13 protein-coding genes are annotated in these 19,500 nt (G+C 67.0%); 8 read left to right on the top strand and 5 right to left on the bottom strand.

Annotation, left to right across the window (positions count from 1 at the left end; all coding sequences use genetic code 11):
* The first annotated feature begins 175 nt into the window (after positions 1–175).
* The 3 genes from R2B38_RS50110 to R2B38_RS50100 all read left to right on the top strand — a co-directional run bounded on the left by R2B38_RS50110 (position 176) and on the right by R2B38_RS50100 (position 3,002).
* Positions 176–388, top strand: coding sequence for a hypothetical protein (locus R2B38_RS50110; RefSeq protein ID WP_318022867.1), 213 nt, complete (start codon positions 176–178; stop codon positions 386–388).
* Between the two features lie 158 nt (positions 389–546).
* Positions 547–924, top strand: a complete 378-nt coding sequence (locus R2B38_RS50105) for a hypothetical protein (RefSeq protein ID WP_318022866.1) — start codon at positions 547–549, stop codon at positions 922–924.
* Positions 925–1,718: 794 nt separating this feature from the next.
* Positions 1,719–3,002, top strand: a complete 1,284-nt coding sequence (locus tag R2B38_RS50100) for an ABC transporter substrate-binding protein (protein WP_318022865.1) — start codon at positions 1,719–1,721, stop codon at positions 3,000–3,002.
* Between the two features lie 446 nt (positions 3,003–3,448).
* Here the strand turns inward: R2B38_RS50100 and R2B38_RS50095 are convergent, their stop codons facing one another.
* The 4 genes from R2B38_RS50095 to R2B38_RS50080 all read right to left on the bottom strand — a co-directional run bounded on the left by R2B38_RS50095 (position 3,449) and on the right by R2B38_RS50080 (position 10,306).
* On the bottom strand, positions 3,449–5,395 hold the full coding sequence (locus R2B38_RS50095) for a TniQ family protein (protein ID WP_318022864.1): 1,947 nt from the start codon (positions 5,393–5,395) through the stop codon (positions 3,449–3,451).
* 434 nt (positions 5,396–5,829) lie between these two features.
* Positions 5,830–7,035: an AAA family ATPase gene (locus R2B38_RS50090; protein WP_318022863.1), complete on the bottom strand. Its 1,206-nt coding sequence runs from the start codon at positions 7,033–7,035 to the stop codon at positions 5,830–5,832.
* A 41-nt stretch (positions 7,036–7,076) separates the two neighbouring features.
* A complete protein-coding gene (locus tag R2B38_RS50085) occupies positions 7,077–9,470 on the bottom strand; it encodes a transposase (RefSeq protein WP_318022862.1) in 2,394 nt (797 codons plus the stop codon).
* Complete coding sequence (locus R2B38_RS50080) at positions 9,467–10,306, bottom strand: TnsA-like heteromeric transposase endonuclease subunit (protein WP_318022861.1); 840 nt, start codon at positions 10,304–10,306, stop codon at positions 9,467–9,469. The genes R2B38_RS50085 and R2B38_RS50080 overlap by 4 nt, the downstream gene beginning before the upstream one ends.
* Before the next feature lie 316 nt (positions 10,307–10,622).
* On the opposite strand from R2B38_RS50080, the gene R2B38_RS50075 reads away from it, so the two are divergent.
* From R2B38_RS50075 to R2B38_RS50060, 4 genes are all read left to right on the top strand, one after another.
* A complete protein-coding gene (locus R2B38_RS50075; protein WP_318022860.1) occupies positions 10,623–12,452 on the top strand; it encodes a TniQ family protein in 1,830 nt (609 codons plus the stop codon).
* Between the two features lie 931 nt (positions 12,453–13,383).
* Complete coding sequence (locus tag R2B38_RS50070; protein ID WP_318022859.1) at positions 13,384–15,645, top strand: serine/threonine-protein kinase; 2,262 nt, start codon at positions 13,384–13,386, stop codon at positions 15,643–15,645.
* Between the two features lie 261 nt (positions 15,646–15,906).
* Positions 15,907–17,478 (top strand): NAD(P)/FAD-dependent oxidoreductase, encoded by a 1,572-nt coding sequence (locus R2B38_RS50065; protein WP_318022858.1) that lies wholly within the window; start codon positions 15,907–15,909, stop codon positions 17,476–17,478.
* Positions 17,478–18,272 carry a class I SAM-dependent methyltransferase gene (locus tag R2B38_RS50060; protein ID WP_318022857.1) on the top strand — a complete coding sequence of 265 codons (795 nt, stop codon included), beginning with the start codon at positions 17,478–17,480 and terminating at the stop codon, positions 18,270–18,272. Before R2B38_RS50065 ends, R2B38_RS50060 begins: the two co-directional genes overlap by 1 nt.
* Here R2B38_RS50060 and R2B38_RS50055 read toward each other — a convergent pair.
* Positions 18,269–18,748 carry an Lrp/AsnC family transcriptional regulator gene (locus R2B38_RS50055; RefSeq protein WP_318022856.1) on the bottom strand — a complete coding sequence of 160 codons (480 nt, stop codon included), beginning with the start codon at positions 18,746–18,748 and terminating at the stop codon, positions 18,269–18,271. The two genes, R2B38_RS50060 and R2B38_RS50055, sit on opposite strands and share 4 nt — an antisense overlap.
* 111 nt (positions 18,749–18,859) lie before the next feature.
* Between R2B38_RS50055 and R2B38_RS50050 the strand changes: the two genes are divergently transcribed.
* Positions 18,860–19,477, top strand: coding sequence for a LysE family translocator (locus tag R2B38_RS50050; protein WP_318022855.1), 618 nt, complete (start codon positions 18,860–18,862; stop codon positions 19,475–19,477).
* Positions 19,478–19,500: the final 23 nt, after the last annotated feature.

Below are 19,500 nucleotides of genomic sequence, written 5' to 3'. Positions count from 1 at the left end.
GGCGGGTGCGTACGCGGGTGGATTCGGCCGTACAGACGGTGCAGAGGCGGTGGGAGTCGGGCCGCTCCGGGGTGAGGATCGGGCGGCTGCCCGGGCGAGACGGCTGCGCCGTTCGTACATCCTCTGGTCCCGGAGCGGGCGGGGCGGAGTAGACGGGCTCAAGGGCGGCGTCGGCGTGGATGCGGTAGCTGAGACTGCGCAGGTCGTGGACGGCTTGGCGGGTGCGGCACTGTCCGTCGCGTTCTGGCTCGGTGAGCCGGTACCGGCCCGAGGCACCGGGCAGCGGCTCGAACTGCTCGCGGGTGAGGAACCAGTCGGCCAGGCAGGAGGGAATCTGCGGGCCGCCTTCGGCGACGTAGCCGTGTTCCAGATGAGCAGTGAAGCGTAAGCGGTCGGACAGAGAGAGGGCCTTTCTGCTGGTCAGCGGTGCACGGACGGAGAGGGCGGTGACAGGACGGGCCGCGCGGCGGGAGCCGGGGCCACGTCACCCGCCGCGGTGGGACCGCCGGGTCGGCGGTGCGGGCTGTCGGGATCACGCAGGGCCAGGTGGCCCGGCTAGCCGACGTCAGCTACTACTGCTACGGCGGTCTGGAGGCTGGGCGCCCCGGCAACTACAGTGACGCGTTTCTTCACGCTGTGCGGTGGGTCCTCGATCTGCGCGACGAGGAATGGGAGATCGTGTACCGCGTCACCCGCGGCCATGCCCCCGCTGCGGCCCCCGCCCCTGTGAGTCAACTCGGCCCGCTGCTCCCCGACGCGTTCCGTGTCTTCGTCGAGGAGAGCCGTACCTGGGCGGTCTACCTCAATGATTGCCGTTGGGATGTCCTGGCCTGCAACGCCAAAACCGCGGAGTACTTCCCGTGGATGCGGCACGGCTTCAATGTCATGGAACGGGCTCTCACCTGGCTTGAGGCGTGCACGTAACTCGTTGATTGGTAAGAGGAGTGGGCCACGCGCATGGTGGCCCAGCTGCGCGTGCACGCCGCACAAGTGGCGCACCGACGAACCAATGCGGTGCAGCAGCAGATCGAGCCCGGCCAGGGTGGAGTCCACGCCGAACCGGCGGCGCACGGTCTCGGTGGTCCTCGCCAGCGTCCAGCAGTGGTCGCTCCAACCGCATGCGGCCGGGCCGGCTTCCAACACGTCTTCCAGAGCACGCAGTTGACCAGCGTTGAACCTGCAGCGTGTGCCGCCAGTGCCCTTGGATACCAGGGCCTGCCGGCCGCCCGAAGCCAGGGCCCGGCGCCAGTGGTTCGCCGACATCTGGGTCACCCTGAACCGCCGGGCCACCTCCCGATCACTGGTCCCACCTCGATCAAGTCAGCTGCCCCGAGCCGGACTTGCTCACGCCGAGCCCACTCCTCGGCCGTCAGACCATCGCCATCGGGATACCTCATCCCTCCGGCACAGTGCGGCCCGCACCAACCGACACGACCTGACGTAGCCCGCACCGTTAAAGATCTCCAGCCTGAATTCCACAAATTGTCAAATTGCGAAAACCTTTCGCGATCGACACATTCCGACTGTTGCCGCGGCTAAATATCGATGTTTAGCCTGGAGTTGGCTGGCTTGGCCACGGCTGCGATGACGTGGGCGGTTCGCAAGTCCCCCGGCAAGTCGAGCCATCACCCTCTCCCACAGCAATGCCCAGCAGGCCCGAAGGGCCTGCTGGGTGAAGTGCGTCCCTATGCGGGTGCTGCCGAATCGGAAGGTGTTCAATGAACAGAGGCTCCCGAAGATGGTTCCTCACCGCCGCTGCTGCCGCGACTGGTGGCCTCTCCGTGGCTGGTTGCGGTTCGTTCGCCAGCGATGCGTCTAACGGAATTGGATCTACGGATTTCTGGACGCTACAGGATCCTACGAACGCGGTCCAGCAGGCGGCAGTGGATGCGTTCAACTCTGCAGGCCATGGAAAGATATCGATGTCCGTGATCGCCGCAAGCAAGTACAAGGAAAAGTTGCGGAGAGCCATGGGATCTTCCAAGATGCCGGGATTGTTTTTCAGTTGGGGTGGCGGCGACCTTGCCTATTATGATAAGGCTGGAAGGCTGGAAGGGCTTGATAATTTCTTGGAAGTCTACTTCCTGTCTTCTGCGCTCGAAGCTGGAAAGGTCGGCGACAAACTTATTGGACTTCCTTGCCGCGGTGCTCAGCCAGTTTTCCTCTTCTACAACAAGAAGGTCTTCGCTGATGCGGCTGTGGAGCCGCCGAAGACCTACGCCAATCTAACGGACTTGGTGACGGTATTCAAGGGAAAGGGGGTAACGCCTATTGCGCTCGCGGGTAATTCCAGCTCCTTGTGGACCGAGCTGATGTGGGTGGAGTACCTCGTTGAACGCCTGGCGAGGCCCTGGTTCTTCCAAGATATCCAGGACGGCCAGTGGTCGCTGTGGAGCGACCCCGCGGTTCTCAAAGCTGCGCAGATGATTCGGGACTTGGTGGACAGCGGAGCGTTCGGAAAAAATTTCAACTCGATCAATTACGGCGCTGGCGGCACCTCCACCATGCTGTCGAAGGGTGAGGCGGCGATGGTCCTCATGGGTTCGTGGGAATATGCTGTCCAGCAAGGCCAGGATCCGGACTTCACCAAGAATGATCTCGGTTATGTTCCCTTCCCCGCGGTCGAGGGTGGAAAGGGGGACCCGAACAATATCGTGGGAAACCCCACCAATTACATCTCCGTGACCAAAGGTGCACCGGAGGAAACCGTCGCAGCGTTCCTCAAGACTACCTACAGCGACAGCTACGTCGAGGGACTGATAAAGAAAGGCGAGGTGCCAGTCACGACCAATGCTGAGAAACTGTTGGTCAAATCTCCTGACCCGGTGTACGCGAAATTCCAGTATGATCTTGTTCAGAATGCAACGACCTTCACGCAGTCCTGGGATCAAGCGCTCGACCTCAGGTTGGGGACCCCGATTCTTGCCGAAGTTCAGAAGTTGTTCAGCGGGCAGAGCGCACCCAAGCAGTTTGTCCGTGCAGTTCTAAATCTGAAGAAATAGGCATACGTTTCCTCTCGGTATTACCGTCGGGCTTCTGTATTTTTCATAGTTACTGTAGATGAGCCGTCCGTTCCTGACGCACAACCGGTCATGAGGTACTCAACGCGTGCATATCAGGGAGACCGCGCGACGACGCCACGACACGCACGCCCCGGCCAGCCCCGCCCCCTCTCAGCGGGGAGGGGCCGCATGCCCATGCCCCTTGACAAGAACCTGCTACCTATCAGGAATCAGGGACGGGAGCTGAGCTTTCTCCCGACGTAGGCGGGGGAGAGGAAGTGGGCCCCCGACCTTCCGCGCAGTCCGCCGGGGCTCCCGAAATCAGCAGCGCCGACAACAAGGAGGGACACCACCCGCACCGTCGGCACCTACATGTCGACCGATCACATCTTCGGACGGGACGAATCGCGCAAGCAGCGTCGCATGTCCGGAATTGGACCGGCCTCTCAACTACACCGGTTCCCTTCAACGCGTGTTTGAGTGAGGTAATCGGCGTATTCGCTGATGCGTTGAAGGAAGCGGAATCTGGCTCCTCTGCGGTTGCAGGGGGTCTGCAACTGTCCGATGGCGGATACCAAGGGCTTGGTGCTTTGCTGCGCATCGCGGAGTGCTTGCACCGATGGGCTGTGCAGGTGGTCGCCCTGCGTCACGCGAGCCCACACGAGCGCAGTTACCGCAGCCCGCGTCGAAGAAGACTCCACGTCGGTAAGGCGGACCAGGCCTACCGTGAGTGCAGCAAGGTCCTCGACAGGGATCTGCCATGTACTCAGCGTTCGACGACGAGCAGCGAAATCCACGTGCAGTGCGGCAGCATCTAATTCCTGAGCGACTGCCTCGACCGCCGTGTCGAGCAGCGGCCAGAGGCCACCGGGCAACAGGATTCGCTTGAGTACGGTCAGACTACGTTGGGCGGTGGTCCAAGGTATTCCCAGGACCTCGGCGCATTGAGGCCAGGGTCCGCCGCCAGCCATTTCGACGAGGTTGAGGGAAGCTACTCGACGTAGGTGGCGTGGTTTCCAAACGTCTATGGGGTCCCAGAGGGACGTCAAATCGCCGAAATGCGCTTTGATCCAGGCTTCCGGCAGGAGAGCGGGGACATGCTCGATTCCGAATTGGCACTGGCGTGAGGGCACGTGCTGTCTGGCGTGGTGATGGCCGCCAGCACGGTTGAAGCCAAGAGATCGTTGGGCCAGGGCTCGTGACAGGTCTGGGGAGATGTCCATACGTCGGAAGGCTGCGCTGATGTTTGCATGGTTGCGCGAGAACGCGGCGTTGGCGAGCGGCTGGATCCGCTCGCGAAGAGCCGGACTGTGCTGGCCCTGGTCGGCGAGCAGGGTGTCAGCGGCCAGCAGCAGTGCTCCGCTCTCAGCCGGTTCGTGGGGAGCTGCCCATGCATTGCGGACGCGCCTGCCCGGGCTGCGGTCTTCGCGGAGGGCGTTCCAGGTGGCAACGTGGCGGGCAATTAGATCTGCGGTGGTGCTCGAAGGGGCGAAGCGTGCACTGTCGGGCCAGCTGAGCCGGATGAGTTGAGCGGCGGCGATCAAGTCGGAAAGGAATTGCTGCTGTGGGGTTGAGTAGTTGTTGCTGGTCGGGTGCGAGTGTTTGGTGGGCGTGAGGTGCCGGTCGATGCGTCGTTGCAGAGCGAGCATCATGACAAGGTCACTGTCCGGTTGCTCGGCTGCACAGGCCGTCTGGTCGAGTCGCGCTGCACACAGCGGTGTCCGGACGTTGGTACCGACCGGGCCGGATACGAGGAGATGGCGGCACTGAGCCGGGTGCAGGCCACCGATCGTGCGCTGTGTGGTAAGCCCTTGGCGCTCGGTGTTCGAGGGCTCGTTCGGATGACCTCCGCACTGTGGACATCTGTGCTCCAAGAGGCGGCTGTGGGCGGTGCACGCGAAGGAGACCGGGATATGCCAGCGCAGTCTCCACGGGCCGCCATACGCGTTCTGGATGATGCTCCCGTCCCCAGCAAGGCAGTTGGGGCAGTACCGGCTGGACAGGTTGAAAGCCCAGGTGCGTCGGGCAGAGGCCATGTTGCGGCTGCCGCCCAGACGCATGGTGGCCAGCGGCGGATAGGAGACGGCCATGGCTGACAGAGTGAGCGCGTCGGCTTCGCCCTTGCTCAGAGACGCAGCTGCCTCGAGAGCCGCGCTGGCTTCCGCAGGCAAGGCGATCAAGTACTCGGCGGGCAGTCGGTGTTGGTGACGGCTCAGCCCGCACAGGGAGGCGATCCTGGCGGGCGAGCGATTCAGCCGGTAGGCCAAGCGCAGGATCAGGCCTGACAGGGACTCTTCCGGCAGGGGGAGAGACTCCGTGCCAGTGGACGTGCTGTCAATGGGCCGGATCTTGGTGTCGCGCGGCTGTCTGAATGGCCCAGGTCGGCAATTCAATTCGCATGTCAGCTCCTTCGCCGCAGATTATGGCGAGCCGGGCAGCCGTAGGCCGCGATCCGACGACTCAGAGTCACGTAGGACGGACTGCGTTGATTCCTGTTCGCGAAGGGCCCTGCCTCTTCGGCCAGTCGGTAGGGAAAGTGCGAAGTGGAGTGGCGATGCGTCACCTTTGGGCTGCGAAGGTAGTGGCCGAACGAGTCCCCTCGCATCATTCGCAAAGCCGGAAGGATTCTCACGTAACGGCGCAGACCGAAGTCCTGAACCTGGGAGGCGGGAAGACGTGTCATGTGGGCGAACTTGGTGGCGGTCTCCGCAGGCAGTTTGAGCAGGAGATCGGCGCAGTCGGTAGGCCAGGCGGAGGAGGAGTCCGAGCAAGGACTCCTCGTGCAGTGGTTCCAGGTTCAGGGCCAATACACGGTGCTGCACGCAGGTCACCCCGCAGAGCCGGCGGCAGCCGGACCGTCGTCGTCGAATACAGTGTTGCGGCCGGTGGGCTTCTTCTTCGGTGTGGGGTTGTGGGGCGGGATGTTGGGCTGTTCGCCGGATTCGGCGTCGAGGTCGGGCATGTCGTCGGGGGTGACGGCGAACTGGTTGAGCAGGTCTTTGGTCAAGCGTTCACTCTTGTCCTCCATGGCGCGGCGGCAGCCGTGCTGGATGAGCTTTTCCAGAATGCCGACCACGCCCATGGTGCGGGAGAACAGGTACTCGGGCATGTCGCCGCCGGTGAGCATGCCGTCGGTGTTGTTCAACAGCCGCAACTCGCCTTCCAGACGTTGGAGATGAACCATCCAGGCTTGCATCTCCGCAGGTGTGGAGTACCTGAACGGATCGAGGTCGACGATCTGGAAGCGGCGTTCGTGCTGGCTGGCGGCGTGGTCGTTCGGGCTGCGGCCACGGTCCTTGACCCGTGTGTAGATCCACTCCCGGGTCTTGGGGTCGCGGCGGCCTTCGCGCAGCAGGCCCGAGGTAGGGATGCCGACGCCGACGAGGATGAGCGTGACCGGCATGCTCATCATTTCGCGGATGAGGTCGAGGACGTCCTGGTCGGCTTCCCGGTGGAGTTTGAGGCGGGTGATGTCGTCGATCACGAGTGCCTTCGTGGCGTGCTCGACGACTGCGGTCTTGACGGTGCGAACGAGGTCTTCCAAGCGCATGCCCTTGTAGTCCTCGCCGTAGAAGTCGAGGATCCGCTGGCAGGTGGAGATGGGGGTGGCCTTGACCGGGCAGCGTACGTACGCGACGGGGGCGACCAGGTCGCGGGTGCCGGGCATGGCGTCGGGGTTCGCGTAGTTGTTGAGGGCCAGCCACTCCATCTGGAAGTAGGCCAGGGCCTCGCAGATCGTCTCGGTCTTGCCCTGGGCGCCGTCGCCGTTGACCATGATGCCGCCGCGGGTACCGGCCTTGTGACTGAAGGCGCCGTCCTCGACGCGAGCCAGCACCGCGTGGGCGACATTCTCGCTCATCGGGGTGGCCTGGATCGGCAGGGAACTGTGCGTCGCGAGACGATGTAGGTCGTGGATGCGCTTCTGGCGCTTCGTCAGGCGGTCGTACTCCTGGGCTGTGAGGATCGGCGCGGGGACGAAGGCGCTGCGGGTATCGCACCAACGGTTCCAGCCTTCGAAGGTGGTGCGGTCCACCGCCGGGCCGGGGAGGAACGACAGCGGGTTCTGCTTCGAGGTCACTGGCTGGCCTCTTCCTCGGCCTCGCTGGCCGTGATGGTGGCGTCGTCATCGTCGAAGTCGTCGTCCGGCAGCGTCAACAGGCTTGAAGCGCGCAGCCGTTCGGACAGATCGGGGGGCGGGGACAGATGGTCAGGCACCGCGGTTTCACGGCGGCGCCGGCGTTCGCTGTTCACCGCGTCGTGTACCTGCTGAGGGCGGTCCTTCGGACGTAGAGGTACGACCTTGCCGTCGGGGGAACCCGTCCGCGCTGCGGGAACAGAGGTGAGTGGGGTCGCCCGCTCCTTCTTGACCGCGTTTTTGGGCCGGTCGACGGCCGCCGCGGCCGCCTGGGCGACCTCGCGGGCGTGCTCGGTACGCTGCCGCTTGGAGAGCTGGGTCGGCCACTTCTCGACCGGGATGTTGCCGCCGATCAACTCCAGGAGCGCCGGGAGGAGTTCGGTGTCCGCCTTCGGGGCGAGACCCTTCTTGCGTAGTTCGCGCATGGCTTCACGGACGCGGGCGTCACTGAAGGCGGGCACCTCGCCCTCCTCGGGCAGGCCGGTCCAGCGCAGTGTGTGCCAGTCGTGCGTATTCGGGTCTTGGAAGAAGACGAAACACGGATCGCGTGGGTCGCGGTGGATGACGTACTTGTTCTTGTCTGTTCCGCCGCGGTGGGAGAGCGCGCCGCGGTAACGCTCCAAGGCCTCGCCGTCGTACCAGAGGTTCTTGATCTTCACGCCGCGCTTGCCGTGGATCATGACCTTGTGCCGAGGCAAGAGCTGGTAGTAGAGCTCGGCGGGCGGAATCCGCAGCGCGAAACCGCCCTGAGACATCGCCGCCGCGAACAGACTGTTGGGGCTGTGGTCGCCACGCGGGTCCCAACTCGGGGCGTAGGAGCCGAAGCGCCGGTTCTGCCATGTCTCGACAACCCAGGTGGCGATGAGGTGTTCCATCTCTGTCACGGTCAGACAGGCGTCGGCCTCCGGGTCCACGCCCCGGTCGGCGACGTCCGTGCCCTGGTAACCGAGCAGGAGGGCAAACAGCAGTGACCTGATGGCGCCGAACGTCCGCTCCACGGAGTGTTTGTCGGTAGGGCGCAGTACGCGACTGGGTTTGATGTTCGCCTTGATGACCCGCTGCACCTCGACCAGGTGGTGGTTGCGGTAGACGGAGCCGTGATCGGTGGTGACGGTCTCAGGAGGGAAGAACGGCAGTCCGGCGACCTCGTAGCCGGCGAACTCCGCGACCACGGTGTTGGGGACGCCGGGGTAGGCCCACTCCACGTCCTTGCCCCAGTCCGGGCGCATAGGCAGCGGCATCATCATGTCCCGCAGCACCATCGCCACATCGATCGACTTGTCGGAGACGAGGCTGAGCCGGAACGCGACGATCGAGCGGGTGTAGACGTCCACGGCTAGCGTCAGATACACGGACACCGGGTCGCCGAACACGTTGTCCAGCACCTTCACCGGCAACACCGTGCTGTCCAGCGCCACCACCTGGCCGGGCCGGTGCACCACGATGTGCCGGCCGGTCGCATACTGCTTCGCCTTCGCCGCCGAGCGGGCGTAGCGCTGCCGCGCCCCGTTGGAGCCGAACCACTCCTTCCAGATGGCTCGCAGGGTGTCGTAGTTGGGGATCTTCACGCTTGCTGTATCAGCGGGTTCAGCGGCGGTAGCTTCACCGTCAGTGGGTCCGGCGTCCGCGGAGCCGAATACCTCGCGCACGTACTGGTGGATGAGACGCTCTTTGTCCCGCATGGTCAGCTTCGAGCGGCGGTCCGTTGCCTCGGCGTACACCGCGAACAGAGCCTCGCGTAGTTCGGGGGAGATCGTGTGCCCGGTCGCTTCCCGCAGCCACCGATCGTCCGCGACCCCGATCGGACCGTACTTTGCCCGCGCGGTGTCCCAGCGGACCAGCGTGCGCACACTCGCCCGGTGTAGCCCGTTCGCCTTGGCCTGTGCGGGGGCTTCGGCTTCAGCTTTCCGCAGCTCCCTCGCTTTCGCATGGCGGCGCTGGGTCAGCGTCGTGGTGTCAGGGTTGTACTGCGGACGCGGTTCATGCGGGAGTGCGTCGAGCGCATCGCCGCTCCGATACCCAGTCTCGGCCTCCCGCAGGTGCTCCATGCGAAGCATGACGATCTCGCGTTGATGTTCCTCCAGGTCATCCATCGCCTTGGGCTGCCGGCCCCGGTCCGCGGCCGGCAGGTCAGTGCGGGTCCGCGTGGAGGGACGGCAGTCCGGGCGATGCATCAGCTCGCTCAGCGAGGTCTTCCACATCTCGCCGTCCTCGTCGGCGAGCGTGACCCGGCCGAGATGGGGCAGACAGGAGCGGATCCGCCACGCGCAGCCGCCGATGATCAGCTCGGATCCCGGCGCCAGGTTCCACATGGGATCTACTACCGTGCTCACCGTGGCAGTTCCCGGTGATGCTGCCGGGGAGCCAGCCGAACCAGCCTCGCGTCCCCGAACGGTCCGGAGAGATCCACGCCGAGGTGGCGATACCAGAGCAGGTGGATTGCATGCGCCCGGCCGATTGCCGGGAATCGGCAGCGTTCCACCAACTCGCCGAACGGCAATGGGCCTTGTGCCGCTGCTTCCCGTAATTGTCCCTGAGTCGCCAGCACATCCGGCAGCGGGCGCCGCTCCGCGGAGAGCGCATCGACGTTCGTCCACACGTGTCGACGCCACCCCGCCACGACGCCGTACTGCCAGCCTGCTGACAGAGCGACCTCCGCTGTTGCGGCGAACTTCAGCGCGTCCTCCGGATCAATCCGGTCTGCTGGACGTACGTCGATCAGTAAGAGCCCGGACTCCGTCACCAGCAGGAAGTCCGGCGTGTGCTGGATTGACTTCGCGCCGGCGAAGAATCGCAGCCGGAACGGCTGGCACAGTGCCTCCACCAGACCAACGGCGAAATCAGTGACCAGGAGCAGGCGTTCCTCCTCGTGGCTCTCGAAGCCGTGGTGCCGGTCCGTCGCCATCAGGTACTCAAGCCCAGGGCGGTGGAACTGGTCCGTGCGCCAGGTGAAGCGGCGCACCGGAACACTCCGCCGAAGATCCACCTTGTCCAGGTCGCGCACCGGGCTGGTGATCGGAGTCTGGCCGAACTTCCACGTCGTGGTCCAACGCGCGGGCCACTTCTCGTCGAGATCCAAGATATGCGCATAGTTCGTGACCCCGGTGTACAGCAGCGCAAGCTCTTGAAGCTGGCATGCATCAGACCATGCGGCTTCGGCGGAGGTCACAGCCTCAGGGAGCCAACTTCGCCCGGCACCAGTTGAGTTCATCGGTGGTCCCCCGACCGCTCGTGCCACAAGGCCTGTTCACAAGAAGGCAATAACGGTACGTATGCAGCGCACCGAAGTCGGCCGTTCTTGCAGGATTCACACGTATGAGTGAATGGTGTGGGCTGGACGGGGGTGGGTTTGAGGAGGCTGCTTAAATGTCCAGAGATGAGCCCTGTCGCGTGCGATTTCCGGTTCCGGTTTCGCAATTGCAGGTCCAGGAAGCCGTAGAAAGGTTCGTACGACGCCACTACGACTGGCGCGCAGCCTCGCACCCTTGCCCGAGGAGTCCCTCGCGGGATTCGTGCTGCGCTTGTCGCACAGATTGCATCGCTCTCCCGGCCGCACAGCTGAACTTTGCGGGCTCCTCACATACAGCCAAGACCGGCTGCCCGTTGCCCTGCTGCAGTACCTGACCCCAGAGCGAGCCAGTTACCTGGCCGCCGCAGCGTGCCTGACGCCCAGTGAAGTACATGCGCTCACCCTGGAAAGCCTAGTCGGTGCCTATCCGCCGCTGACGAAGGTGCGCACTATCCGCGAGCGCACGCAAACTATGGCCAGCGCTCACTGGGCCCTGGACTTCTCTACCCGCTTCTGCCCGGACTGCCTTGCAGGCGACGGCAGCGAAATCCAAAACATCCACGGTGGGGCCTGGAAACTCACCTGGCACCTACCGATTGTCTTCGCCTGCCCCCGCCACCAGCGCATCCTGCACTACCGCTGCCCTCGCTGTTGCCAGCCGCTCAACAGCCACACGCGCACCCGCATCAACCTCGTCAAGTTCGCCTCGCGGCCCGTCGAGCACCCGCTGCAATGCCGCAACCCAGTCCCGTCCACCGGCGGCACCGGCCCAGCCGTTCTGTGCGCGAGTCGCCTCGACCACGCACATGCCCATGGACCCAATGGAACTGATCTCGAATTCCTCGTAGCCTTCCAACGGCACATCCTGGCCCGCCTTGCTTCAGGCGTCGAGTCGATCGACCGGTACTATTTCAACGACCTGATTATGGCCGTCCATTTGGTCAAACTGAGCTGGCCGCTCGGCGCTCACGTGCTCCCCAGCACCACCCTGACTGACCTTGTTGCCGCTCATGTTGCCGGAGCATCCCGCCTCCTCCAAGCCTCCGACCACGGCAGTCGTCGCACAGGTTTCCGAGACCCGCCCGCTGACCCCGCTCAGTGTGGCGCGCTGCTCCTGGCTGCCGATGCTCTCCTCAGTCCAACCGACCCAGCCGAACTACGCGAGCACTTCCAGCCTTTGGTCGGAGAGATGAACGCCCGCGCCCCTGCCTACGGCGCGCAGATTTCCCGCTCTTTGGACATCTCTCCACGCTTGGCCCGTGCCATGGCAGTGCGTAGATACGGCAGTCAAGGCCACCGAAATCTCAATACCAACACCCGCCGCTACACCCTGGACCATGTTCCTTCCTGCCTTCCTCTGGATTGGTACCGCACCTATTTCGGCAGCTTCCACGAGCAGCTACCACCCAACGTCCGACGGGCAGGGTGGGATCGTGTCCTGCGGCAGGCCGCCTCGCTGCGCTTGGCCCAACTCGTCACGGGCGCCCCCTGGACCACATGCGCTCCAGAACTCAACTCAACAAGGAGCATGGCGGCGAAGATCTTGACCCGGCTCGGCCACGAACTGCAGACACCAGGGCATTGGCCTGACTTCGAAGCCAGGGTCGACGAGATCGCTGACCACTTAGAAGCCGACCCGAACCGCATTAACTATGGCTGGCGCCGCCGCACGCTTGCCCCTTGGACCATGCCGGAAGCGCACTGGCAAGCGCTCACTGCTGGCATTCCCCGGCTGCGTCTCCTCCACGAGCACACCGATGCCGACCTCGGCACCGTCCTCACCTGGTGCCAAGTTACGCAGGGCCACTACTCGCACAGCCCCACCGTCCGGGCCCTTCCGCGAGGCGCTGCGCGTGCCGCACTAGTGGTCAAACTTGGACCCTTGGTGGTTGACGAGCTGAAGAAGGAGCGGTTGCGTCTGCACCGCCGCATAACGGCCTACGCAGACCGCATCGCTGAAGCATGCGACAAGCACGAGAATCCGGCTTCCCTGCCACTGAACGTGTCCATGGATTGCTTGATGTAGAGGAGGCCAGTGACTCACCATGCGTAACAGCATGTAGTGGTTCACTAACAGCGCGGGGATCACGCCGAGGGGGACAGGCCGGGGCCAACTGGCAGGGCAAATCTCTGCCCGGCGTGTTCAAGCACGACCTGCTGCGCCGCTATATACCGCCGTTCGGCGGCACGACTGGCGCCCAGGCCCAAGCCCTGACGTGTGGTGTGCCTGGACGGATACGCTGGCGAGAGCCGTTAGGAGAATGGGGAGCCGGGCTCAGTAGAGACCGTTCTGCGGGTTGCCTCCTCGTAGGTGGCGACCGTATTCACCACTCGCGCCTCGGGGATTCGGCGGGCGACTGTCATGCCTGAAGGGGAGCGGTCAGGGCTCGTTCTGATCTGTAGCCGTCGCCGTGTTGCGGCCACACCTGCGTCATGAGCCAGGCCGAACTCCTGTGACCGAGGCCGCTTTGTGTAACGCGTGCCAGGCGGTGGTGACACCCCTTGTGACCTGCGGTGTACCAAAGTGCCAACTATCTCTCCGATTTCGTGCCTCGAGCTACTGACGCTACTTGGCATCAGCGCAGGTCATGAACACGGCCTAGTGCCAACTACCGATCCTGGTCACAGCGCGAGGCGCTCCGGCGGCGCGTGGCGCACTCGTCGTACATCTTCCTGCCGTCGTACGCCCATCAGCGCTACGGCGGACCGACCCCCGTGCCCCGACAAGCCGGTCCCCGTACCCGCCACCGTCACCCCGCAACCAGGCGCTCCACGCACCCTGTTGCACTGCGCAACCACACATGTGCTCCGGCACCACCCGTCCAGGCGCATCCTGTGTGCCGGGTCACGGCTCGGACCGGCTCGCGCACGCCCCCGTACAAAGTCGGACGATCGCTCGCCATACTGGACGAGCCAGGGGAGGGCGGGACGAACACCGACGGGGGCGAACGCGGGAGATGGGGGACAGCAGACTGATCCAGGGTCGCTACCGCCTGCTCGATCTGATCGGGCGCGGTGGCATGGGCGAGGTGTGGCGCGCCCGGGACGAGTCGCTGGGGCGGCAGGTCGCCGTGAAGTGCCTCAAGCCGCTGAACCCGCACCACGACCAGTCGTTCACCGGGGTCCTGCGCGAGCGGTTCCGGCGTGAGGCGCGGGTGGCCGCCGCGTTGCAGCACCGCGGGGTGACCGTCGTCCACGACTTCGGCGAAGCCGACGGCGTGCTCTACCTCGTGATGGAGCTGCTCGACGGCCGCAATCTCTGCCAGCTCCTGGAGGACAACGAGCAGCGGCCGCTGCCCGTCGCCGACATCGTCGACATCGCCGAGCAGGTCGCCTCCGCCCTCGCCTACTGCCACCAACAGGGCATCGTGCACCGGGACTTGAAGCCCGCGAACATCATGCGGCTGACCGACGGCACGGTGAAGATCTGCGACTTCGGCATCGCCCGCCTCGGCGCCGACATCGGGTTCACCTCCCGGCTGACCGGCACCGGCATCGCGATGGGCACCCCGCACTACATGTCGCCGGAACAGATCAGCGGCACCGAGGTCGACCAGCGCAGCGACCTCTACTCCTTCGGCTGCGTGCTGTACGAACTCACCACCGGGGCACCGCCGTTCGACCTCGGAGACGCCTGGGCGATCCTGATCGGCCATCGCGACACCGCGCCGCGCCCGCCGCGTGCCGGGCGTGCCGAAGTGCCCGAGTACCTGGAGAAGGTCATCCTCGACCTGCTCGCCAAGCTGCCCGAGCAACGTCCGCACGACGCCCGCGAGTTGGGGCGTCGGATCACCATGGGTCGTACGACACCCCTGTACGTCCCGACCGTTGTGACCCCGCAGCCCCAACTGCGCCCGTCCGAAGCGGTGTCGGAACCGGCGTCCGAGCCGGCCTCCCGTGAAGCGCGTCTGCCGTCCTGGACGCGCGGGATGACCACCGGGCACAAGGCGACCGGCGCCGGACTGCGCACCACCCCGCCGGACGCCGGAGCCGGACTCACCGGCGAGTGGATCGCCCGCCCGACCACCGGCCACGCCGAGGAACCCGTGCCGGAGTCACCGTCCGCGCCGTCCCGGGAGACGCTCGACGCCCTGGCCGGACGCCACAACGCGGGCCTGAGCCTAGGGAGGTTGGGCCGCTGGGCGGAGGCCGGCGAGGTGCACCGCGCGGTCGCCGCCGAACGCACCAGCCTCCTCGGCCCGGACCACCCCGACACCCTCGCCAGCCGGTACGAACTGGGCTTCACCCTCAGCCGCACCGGCCGCGCCGCCGACGCCCTGCACGAGTACACCCACGTCGCGGGCGCCAGGGAACGGGCGTTGGGTGCCGACCACGCCGACGCCCTCGCCGCCCGGCAGGAAATGGCGTACGTCCTGGGCCAGTTGGGCCGTCACTTCGACGCGCACCAGGTGTACACGTCCGTACTCGCCGCCCGGGAACGCACGATGGGCCCCGACCACCCGGACACCCTGCGCTGCCGCCACAACCTCGCCTTCAACCTCAGCCGGCTCGGCCGCCTGGAGGACTCGTACCGCATGGCCTGCGAGGTCGCCGCCGCGCGCGCCCGCGTGCTGGGCCCCGGACACCCCGACACCCTGGTCACCCGCTACGAAGTCGCCTACGCGCTCGGCCAGTTGGGCCGTTGGCCCGAGGCCCTCCAGACCTACGGCGAGGTCGCCGAGGCCCGCGCCCAGGCACTCGGCCCGGACCACGCGGACACGCTCGCCGCCCGCTACGAGATCGGCATCAGCCTCGGCAGGCTCGGCCGCAGCGCCGACGCCCTCAAGCTCTACCGCGACCTGATCGACGACCGCACCCGCGTCCACGGCCCCGCCCACCCGGAGACCCTCCGCGCCCGCCACGGCCTCGGCGTCAACCTCGGACGCCTCGGCCGCTGGGAGGAGGCCCTCGCCGAGTCCCGCGACGTGTGCGCCATCCGTGAGCGCGTCCTCGGCGCCGACCACACCGACACCCTGGTCAGCCGCCGCGAGGTCGCCGTGGGCCTCGGCTGGCTGGGCCGCTGGGCCGACGCCCTCACCGAGTACCGCCGGGTCGCCACCGCCCGCGAGCGCGTCCTCGGCCCCGCCCACCCCGACACCCTCGCCAGCCGCAACGACGAGGCCCACTGCCTGGAACAGCTCGGCCGCAACGCCGAGGCGGCCGAGCTGTACCGCCGGGTGGCGGCACTCAGGCAGGGGCGGGCTGCCGGCGGCCACTGAGATCCACGCCGGCCCGCAGTTCAATCCCCCCAGAGGCAACCCCCCAAAGGGGCGCGGGGAACTGCGCGACCAGCCCCCACGGCGCGCCACCCGCGAATCAACCCAAGGCGGCACACCCGACGCGCCCCTCACTCCGCCGCAGATGCAACCCCGCTGCGCCAACGTCCGGCCCGGTTCGCACCCACCCGCATCCACCAACGCCCACCGCCCACAACCGGCCCACCCCTGGCCGACCTAGATCACCTCGTGTTACGAAGAACCATGCCTGCACACGAGGGACCCGGACACCGCACGTACGACGCCGTCATCGTCGGCGGCGGCCACAACGGCCTGGTCGCCGCCGCCTACCTGGCCCGGGCCGGCCGCTCCGTGCTCGTCCTGGAACGCCTCGCCGGCACGGGCGGCGCCGCCGTGTCGACGCGCCCGTTCGCCGGGGTCGACGCACGGCTGTCCCGCTACTCGTACCTGGTCAGCCTGCTGCCCAAGAAGATCGTCCGGGACCTCGGCCTCGACTTCCGTATCCGCGGCCGCACCATCTCGTCGTACACCCCCGTCGAACGCGACGGACGCCCCACCGGCCTCCTCGTCGGCGGCGGCGAGCGCCGCACCCGCGACGCCTTCGCCCGGCTGACCGGCGGCGAGAGCGAGTACGCGGCCTGGCAGCGGCTCTACGGCATGACCGGCCGCCTCGCGCAGCGGGTCTTCCCCACGCTCACCGAACCGCTGCCCACCCGCGACGAGTTGCGCCGCCGGGTGGACGACGAGGACGCCTGGCGGATGCTCTTCGAGGAGCCGATCGGCGTCGCGATCGAGGAGAACTTCACCGACGACCTGGTCCGGGGCGTCGTCCTCACCGACGCCCTCATCGGCACCTTCGCCGACGCCCACGACCCCACGCTCGCCCAGAACCGCTGCTTCCTCTACCACGTCATCGGCGGCGGAACGGGCGCCTGGGACGTGCCCGTCGGCGGCATGGGCGCGCTGACCGACGCCCTCGCCACCACCGCGCGCGAGGCCGGCGCCGTACTCGCCACCGGGCACGAGGCCGTACGGATCGACACGGACGGACGCGCCGCCGAGATCACCTACCGCACCGCCGAGGGGGAGGGAACCGTAGCCGCCCGGCACGTCCTCGTGGGCGCCTCGCCGCAGCAGTTGGCCGCCCTCACCGGCGACGAGCCGCCCGTGCCCGCCGAGGGCGCCCAGCTCAAGGTGAACATGCTGCTCAAGCGGCTGCCCCGGCTGCGGGACACCTCGGTCGACCCCCGCGAGGCCTTCGCCGGCACCTTCCACATCGCCGAGGGCTACGACCAACTGGCCGCCGCGCACGCCCAGGCCGCGTCCGGTTCGCTGCCCGCCGCACCGCCCTCGGAGATCTACTGCCACTCGCTCACCGACCCGAGCATCCTCGGCCGGGACCTCGTCGAGGACGGCTACCAGACCCTCACGCTCTTCGGCCTGCACACCCCGGCGCGGCTGTTCGAACGGGACAACGACGCCGTACGGGACGAGCTGTTGAAGGCGACACTGGCCCAGCTGGACCACCACCTCGCCGAACCCCTCGCCGACTGCCTGGCCACCGACGCGGACGGCCGCCCCTGCATCGAGGCGAAGACCCCGCTCGACCTGGAACGCGACCTCAGACTCCCCGGCGGCAACATCTTCCACCGCGAACTGACCTGGCCGTACGCCCAGGACGACACCGGCCGCTGGGGCGTCGAGACCCGGCACGCGAACGTCCTGCTGTGCGGGGCGGGCGCGGTGCGCGGCGGGGGCGTGAGCGGGGTGCCGGGGCACAACGCGGCGATGGCGGTGCTGGAGGCGGGGGAGTGATGTCCTCCGTCCGGGATTTCTACGACGCGCTCGCCGCCGACTACCACCTGGTCTTCCCGGACTGGGACGCGAGCATGGCCCGCCAGGCGGCGGCGCTGGACGGACTCGTCCGGGCCCGATTGGGTGCGGGGCCACACCAGGTACTGGACTGTTCGTGTGGGATCGGCACACAGGCGATCGGGTTGGCCGGGGTCGGACACCAGGTGGTCGGCAGCGATCTCAGCCCGGCCGCCGTCACACGAGCCGCCGCGGAGGCCGCGAGCCGGGGCGTCGGGCTCCCGGTGACCGTGGCGGACATGCGCGCACTGCCGTACCGGGCAGCCGCCTTCGACGTCGTCGTCTGCGCCGACAACTCGCTGCCGCATCTGCTCACCGCCGACGACGTGCGCACGGCCCTGACCGGCATGCGCCGGGTCCTGCGCGACGACGGGCTCCTTGTGCTGAGCGTCCGGGACTACGACGGGATCCGCGCCGCCCGTCCCGCGTCCACGCCCCCGCAGGTGTCGACGACCGCCCAGGGCCGGGTGATCACCTTCCAGTTGTGGCACTGGCGCGAGGATGGCGAACGCTACGACCTGGAGCACTTCCAGCTGGTGCCGGGGGAGGGCGGCGGCTGGGAGGTGCGGGTGCGTCGTACCGCGTACTGGGCTTTGACGCGTGGGGAGTTGAGCACCGCGGTGTCCGACTCGGGCTTCACCGAGATCAGTTGGCACGAGCCGGGGGACAGCGGCTTCTACCAGCCGGTGCTCACGGCTCGGCGGGGTCGACCGGCACCCGATTCCGGGAAGGACTAACTGGGGGCCGAGGACGTGCCCGGTTGTTCGGGCAGAGGCCTGTCCTGGACGACGTTCTTCATGACAAGGGTCGACGTCAGGCGCTGGACGCCGGGGAGCCGGGCGAGCCGCTGGTCGTAGAGCTCCTGGAACGCGGCCAGATCGGCGGTCGCGACCCGCAGGAGATAGTCGGGCTCGCCGAACAGGCGCTGCGCCTGGATCACGTGCGGGACGGCGGTCACGGCCTCCTCGAAGGCGGTGACGGTGTCGGGCGTCTCCCAGCGCAGGGTCGCGAAGACGAGGGCCTCGAAGTCCAGGCCGACGGCGGCCGGGTCGACGACGGCGCGGTAGCCGCGGATCGCCCCCGCGCGTTCGAGGTCGCGCAGCCGGCGGTGGCAGGGCGAGACGCTGAGCCGCACGCGGGCGGCCAGCTCGGTGATGGTCAGGCGGCCGTCGAGCTGCAGCTCGGTGAGAATCTTCCGGTCCAGGGCGTCCATGGGGAAGATTCTCCCTCGGATCGCGCGATCATGGGGTAAATACGCAAACACCTTCCGGTGTATGCGGCCTAGCCTTCCCTCCAGAGCACGACACGCGAGAGGGAACGACCGATGGACACGACGACGCTGGCGGCCTTCCTGGCTGTGGACCTGCTTCTGGTGTTCACGCCGGGCGCGGACTGGGCCTACGCGATCTCCGCCGGGCTGCGGGGGCGCTCGGTCGTCCCCGCCGTCACAGGGCTGATCGCCGGGCACGCGGCCTACGCGCTGGTGGCCGTCGCGGGTCTGGCGGTGCTCGTGGCGGGTTCCCCGGCCGCGCTCACCGCACTGACCGTGGCGGGTGCCGGTTATCTGCTGTGGCTGGGCTGGGGTCTCCTGCGGCAACCGGCCGTTCCGGCGGCGGCCGACGAGAGCGCGGACGCCTCCCGCGTGCGGGTCATGCTCAGGGGAGCCGGGATCAGCGGCCTGAACCCCAAGGCGCTTCTGCTCTATTTCTCGCTGTTCCCCCAGTTCATCGACCCGGCCAGGGGCTGGCCGGTCGCCGCGCAGACCGGGCTGCTCAGCACGGTGCACCTGACCGCGTGCGCCGTCGTCTACGTCGCCGTCGGAGTCCTGGCCCGTACGGTCCTGAGCACCAGACCCTCGGCCGCCCGGGTCGTCACCCGCGTCAGCGGTGTCACGATGATCGCCATCGGCGGCTTCCTTCTGGTGGAACGCCTGGCCCGCTGAAGAACCCGACACGGACCGAGGGA

Origin of the sequence: Streptomyces sp. N50 (genome assembly GCF_033335955.1) — a bacterium.
Taxonomy (GTDB): domain Bacteria; phylum Actinomycetota; class Actinomycetes; order Streptomycetales; family Streptomycetaceae; genus Streptomyces.
The sequence above is the reverse complement of the archived record's forward strand: the minus strand, read 5'-3'. Positions and strand labels throughout refer to the sequence as shown.